Source organism: Variovorax sp. 01T439_2 (genome assembly GCF_056398445.1).
Map to the genome: position 1 here is coordinate 1 of NZ_JBFTPJ010000433.1, position 4785 is coordinate 4785.

Annotated in this window: 5 protein-coding genes; 3 read left to right on the forward strand and 2 right to left on the reverse strand. The window is 69.7% G+C overall.

Annotated elements, in window-relative coordinates; genetic code table 11:
• From AC1DOC_RS19660 to AC1DOC_RS19670, 3 genes are all read left to right on the forward strand, one after another.
• A partial coding sequence (locus tag AC1DOC_RS19660; protein ID WP_478130327.1) for a molybdopterin-containing oxidoreductase family protein occupies window positions 1-1353 on the forward strand: 1353 nt, incomplete at its 5' end.
• Window positions 1350-2504, forward strand: a complete 1155-nt coding sequence (locus AC1DOC_RS19665) for an aminopeptidase (protein WP_478081348.1) — start codon at window positions 1350-1352, stop codon at window positions 2502-2504. The genes AC1DOC_RS19660 and AC1DOC_RS19665, both read left to right, overlap by 4 nt.
• Complete coding sequence (locus AC1DOC_RS19670; RefSeq protein ID WP_012745501.1) at window positions 2497-2814, forward strand: polyhydroxyalkanoic acid system family protein; 318 nt, start codon at window positions 2497-2499, stop codon at window positions 2812-2814. The genes AC1DOC_RS19665 and AC1DOC_RS19670 overlap by 8 nt, the downstream gene beginning before the upstream one ends.
• Before the next feature lie 12 nt (window positions 2815-2826).
• Here the strand turns inward: AC1DOC_RS19670 and AC1DOC_RS19675 are convergent, their stop codons facing one another.
• A complete protein-coding gene (locus tag AC1DOC_RS19675; RefSeq protein WP_478081349.1) occupies window positions 2827-3567 on the reverse strand; it encodes an SDR family oxidoreductase in 741 nt (246 codons plus the stop codon).
• Between the two features lie 328 nt (window positions 3568-3895).
• A partial coding sequence (locus AC1DOC_RS19680) for an FGGY-family carbohydrate kinase (protein WP_478130328.1) occupies window positions 3896-4785 on the reverse strand: 890 nt, incomplete at its 5' end.

The following is a 4785-nucleotide window of genomic DNA, read 5'->3' on the forward strand; positions in this document are numbered from 1 at the left end:
GTGCACGGCTGGCTCGACCACGACTTCATCGCCAACCACACGCTMGGCTGGGAGCCGCTGAGAGAGCGCGCACTGCAATGGCCGCCCTCGCGCGCGGCTGCCGTGTGCGGCGTGCCCGAGGCGCAGATCGCGGCGCTGGCGCGGGCCTACGGCACCACCCGGCCGGCCGCGATCCGCCTGAACTACGGCATGCAGCGCGTGCGCGGCGGCGGCAACGCGGCGCGCGCCGTCGCCTGCCTGCCCGCACTGGTGGGGGCCTGGCGCGACCGCGCGGGCGGGCTCCTCCTGAGCAGCTCGGGCCACTTTCCGGTCGACCGCGCCGCGCTGCAGCGCCCCGACCTGCTCGCGGGCCGCCAGCCGCGCACCATCAACATGAGCACCATCGGCGACGCGCTGCTCGACCAGGCAAGGCCGGTGAAGGCCATCGTGGTCTACAACAGCAACCCGGTCGCGGTGGCGCCCGAGTCGGGCAAGGTGGTGGCGGGCTTTGCGCGCGAGGACCTTTTCACCGTGGTGCTCGAGCAGTTCCGCACCGACACCGCCGACTACGCCGACTACCTGCTGCCCGCCACCACCCAGCTCGAGCACTGGGACATCCACACCAGCTACGGCCACACCGACGTGCTGCTGAACCGGCCCGCGGTGGCGCCGCGCGGCGAGGCGCGCAGCAATGCCTGGGTGTTCCGCGAGCTCGCGCGCCGCATGGGCTTCGACGAGCCCTGCTTCTCGGACGACGACGAGGCACTGTGCCGCAGCGCCTTTGCGCCGGGCGCCATCGACTACGCGCAGCTGCTGGAACAAGGCTTCACCAGCCTYGCGCTGCCCGAGGCGCCCTTTGCCGAAGGCCGCTTCCCGACGCCTTCGGGCCGCTGCGAATTCTTCAGCGCGCGCCTGCAGGCGCAGGGCATGGACGGCCTGCCCGACCATGTGCCCAACTACGAGGCGGCCGGCAGTTCCACCGAATTTCCGCTGGCCATGATCTCGCCGCCGGCGCGCAATTTCCTCAACTCGACCTTCGTCAACGTGACCAGCCTGCGCGCCATCGAGGGCGAGCCGCTGCTCGAGATCCACGAGGCCGACGCGGCCGCCCGCGGCATCGAGGACGGCGCCATCGTCCGCGTCTTCAACAGGCGCGGCGAGCACCGCTGCCGCGCCGAGGTGTCGCGCCGCGCGCGGCCGGGCGTGGTGCACGGCATGGGCATCTGGTGGCGCAAGCTCGGCCTGGACGGCACCAACGTCAACCAGCTCACCAGCCAGCGCCTGACCGACATCGGCCGCGGGCCCACGTTCTACGACTGCCTGGTCGAAGTGGAGCGTGTCGCTCCCTCTTCCTCTGGGAGAGAGCCGGGGTGAGGGCGGCCCCCGCATTCGCCCTGGCCGGCGCACTGCTGCTGCTCGGCGGCTGCGCCGACCTCGGCTACTACTGGCAGTCGGCCAGCGGGCACCTCGGCATCCTGCGGGTGGCCAAGCCGGTGCCCGAATGGCTCGCGGACCCCGCGGTTTCCGCGCCGCTGAAGGCCAAGCTCGAACTCGCGCAGCGCATCCGCCGCTTCGCCGTGACCGAACTGGCGCTGCCCGACAACGCCAGCTACACCTCGTACGCCGATCTGCACCGCCCCGCGGCGGTGTGGAACGTGGTGGCCGCGCCGCCCTATTCGCTCACGCTCAAGAGCTGGTGCTTTCCGGTGGCCGGCTGCGTGGGCTACCGCGGCTACTACGACGAGGCCGCCGCCCGGGCCGAGGCCGAGGCGCTGCGCGCCAAGGGCCTGGAAACGGCCGTGTACCCGGTGCCGGCGTATTCCACGCTGGGCTGGATGAACTGGGCCGGCGGCGATCCGCTGCTTTCCACCTTCATCGGCTACCCCGAAGGCGAGCTGGCGCGCATCGTGTTCCACGAGCTCGCGCACCAGGTGCTCTATGTGCCCGGCGACATCGTCTTCAACGAGTCGTATGCCACCGCGGTGGAGCGCATCGGCGGCGCGATGTGGCTGCAGCGCGAGGCCAGCGAGGCGGCGCGCGGCGAGTACGCACGCTTCGACGGGCAGCGCCAGCAGTTTCGCGCGCTGGCCCTCGAGACGCGCCGCGCGCTCAACCAGGTGTACGAATCCGCCCAGGCCAAGGCCGGCGACTGGCCCGCGGTCGACGCCATGAAGAAGGCCGCGATGGACGCCTTTCGCGAGCACTACGCGATGCTGCGCGCGCAATGGCAGGGGCCGCGGCAGGGCGCCTACGACCTGTGGGTGGCGCGCGCCAACAATGCGGCCTTCGGCGCCCAGGGTGCCTACGACGACCTGGTGCCGGGCTTCGAGGCTTTGTTTGCGCGCGAGAATCGCGACTGGCCGCGCTTCTACAAGGCGGTGCGCCGCATTGCCGCGCTGCCGACCATGGAAGAGCGGCGCAACGCATTGCAGACGGCCACGGGAATGCTGCAGACGCATTCCGGCCATGGCGGCAACAACGACAACGACAACAGCAGCAGCAGCAACGGAGGCCACGGTGCCTGACATCCATATCGAAAGAAACCACGCACTCGGCATTGCCGGCGCCCGCGAAGTCGCACGCCAGTGGATCGAGCAGGTCGGGCAGGACTACGGCCTGGAATGCACCTACACCGAGGGCGAGGCCTGCGACGTCGCGCAGTTCAGCCGCGCAGGCATCGACGGCACGGTGGAGGTCACGGCCGACACGCTGACGCTGGAGGCGACGCTGGGTTTCCTGTTCAGCAGCTTCAGCGACCAGATCGAGCAGAAGATCTCGCGCAAGCTCGATGCTTTGCTGGCGTCGCCCGGCGGCGGCGGTGCCCGCTTCGCCTGAGCGGCCGTCAAGTCACACGATGGTGTAGCCGCCATCCACCGGCAGCGCCGCGCCGCTGACCATCGAGGCGCCATCGGAGAGCAGGAACAGGATCGGCGCCACCACTTCGTCGACCTGCGCGAACCGTCCCAGCGGAATGTTCCGGAGCGCCGCCGCGCTCTTGGCGGGATCGGACCAGGCCTGCTCGGCCATGGGCGTGAGCGTGACGGTGGGGTTCACGCTGTTGACGCGGATGCCGTGCGGTCCGAGTTCAAGGCACAGCGAGCGTGTGATGGCGTCCATGGCGGCCTTGGATGCGCAATAGCAAAGATGCGCATCGAGCGCGACCAGTGCCGCCTGGCTCGACACATTGACGATGCTGCCGCGCACGCCGGCCGCGATCATCGCCTTGCCGCAGCGCGAGGCGACCAGGGCTGCTGCGCGTGCGTTGACGGCCATCACGGCGTCGAAGCTTTCGGCCTGGACGTCGAGCGCCGGTTCGAGCAGCGCAATGCCGGCGCAGTTCACGACGAGGTCGAAGGCTGGCAGTGCTGCGAGTGCCCGTTCCAGTTCGGCTGGGTTGGCCACGTCGACGGTCAATGCGGTGCAGCCGGCTTCCGTGTGCAGTGTGTCGAGCGCGGCGGCGTTGCGGCCCACGGCGGTCACGGCTGCGCCTGATTGCGCGAGCCGCACGGCGACTGCACGGCCGATGCCGCTGCTTGCGCCGGTGACCAGTGCGCGCTGGCCGGAAAAATCGAAAGTTGTTGTTGTCATGGTGTTGCTGTCATGGATTGGGGCTTGTGTTCAGGGCGGGTGTTCAGGGCGCGTGCACAGATCACCGGGTACTCCCCTCCGCGAATGTCCCCCGGCCTGCGGCCTCCTCCTTGATTTCGCTGCGGGGAGCACCCGATGCTCTGTGCACTGGGCACGCCGCTGGTGTATCGCTGATCAACGACTGCTCTGATCACGCTCCCGCTGATGGGGTGCCTTGCGTAGCGAAATCAAGGGGGAGGCCGAAGGCCGGAGGACATTCGCGGAGCAAGGTACCCCGTCGGCGGGAGCGCACCCCGAACGCACGACGCGGCGATCGAAAAGCAAGGATTCATTTCAGCCGATGCATCGCATCACGCAATGCCGGATAAAGCGACTTGTAGATATCGAAGCGCTCGCGATAAACAGCTTGCGCCGCAGCCCCGGGCCGCGCGCGTTCCACCAGCGTGACCCAGCCGCACTCCGCAGTGGCCGCATCGACCAGCCCCGCGCCGAGCGCCGCGAGCATCGCCGCACCCAATGCCGCCTCGACCTCTTCCTCGATGGTGAACACCGGGTAGCCCGTGACGTCCGCCACGATCTGCATCCACAGGTCCGAATGCGCCGCGCCCCCGACCACGATCAGCCGGTCGTCCAGCGGCTGGCCGCTTAGCCGCCCGGCCTCGATGTTGTGCTGCAGTGCAAAGCTCACGCCTTCGAGCACCGCGCGGTACATGTGGGCGCGGCTGTGCGCGAGCGAGAGGCCGATGAAGGCGCCCTTGGCCTGCGCGTCCCAGATCGGGCTGCGCTCGCCCATCAGGTAGGGCAGGAAGACCAGGCCTTCGGCACCGGGTGGCACCTCGATGGCCTTGCGCTCGATCAGCGCATGCGCATCCTCGCCGGTGCGCGCGGCCTCGGCCACCTCGGCCTGGCAGAAAGCCTCGCGGAACCACGTGACGGCCGCGCCCGCGGTGATCGCACCGCCGAACACATAGCTGCGGTCCGCGCCGCGGTAGACGTGCGGCATCGTGATGAGTTTGTGGCGCGCATCCACCGTGGGGCTCACGAAGCCCCAGCACATGCTGGTGCCGATCATCGCCACGTGGTCGCCGCTGCCGGTGACGCCCGCACAGAAGGTGGCCACGGCCGCGTCGACGCCGCCGCCCATCAGCGGCATGCCTTCGGCGAGGCCGAGCTTCGCGGCCCATTCGGCGCTCAGGCCGCCCACCACCTCGCTCGATT

Coding starts and splice junctions, on each gene's coding strand:
- AC1DOC_RS19675 (WP_478081349.1), bottom strand. CDS start 3,567: ATGACAACAACAACTTTCGATTTTTCCGGCCAGCGCGCACTGGTCACC.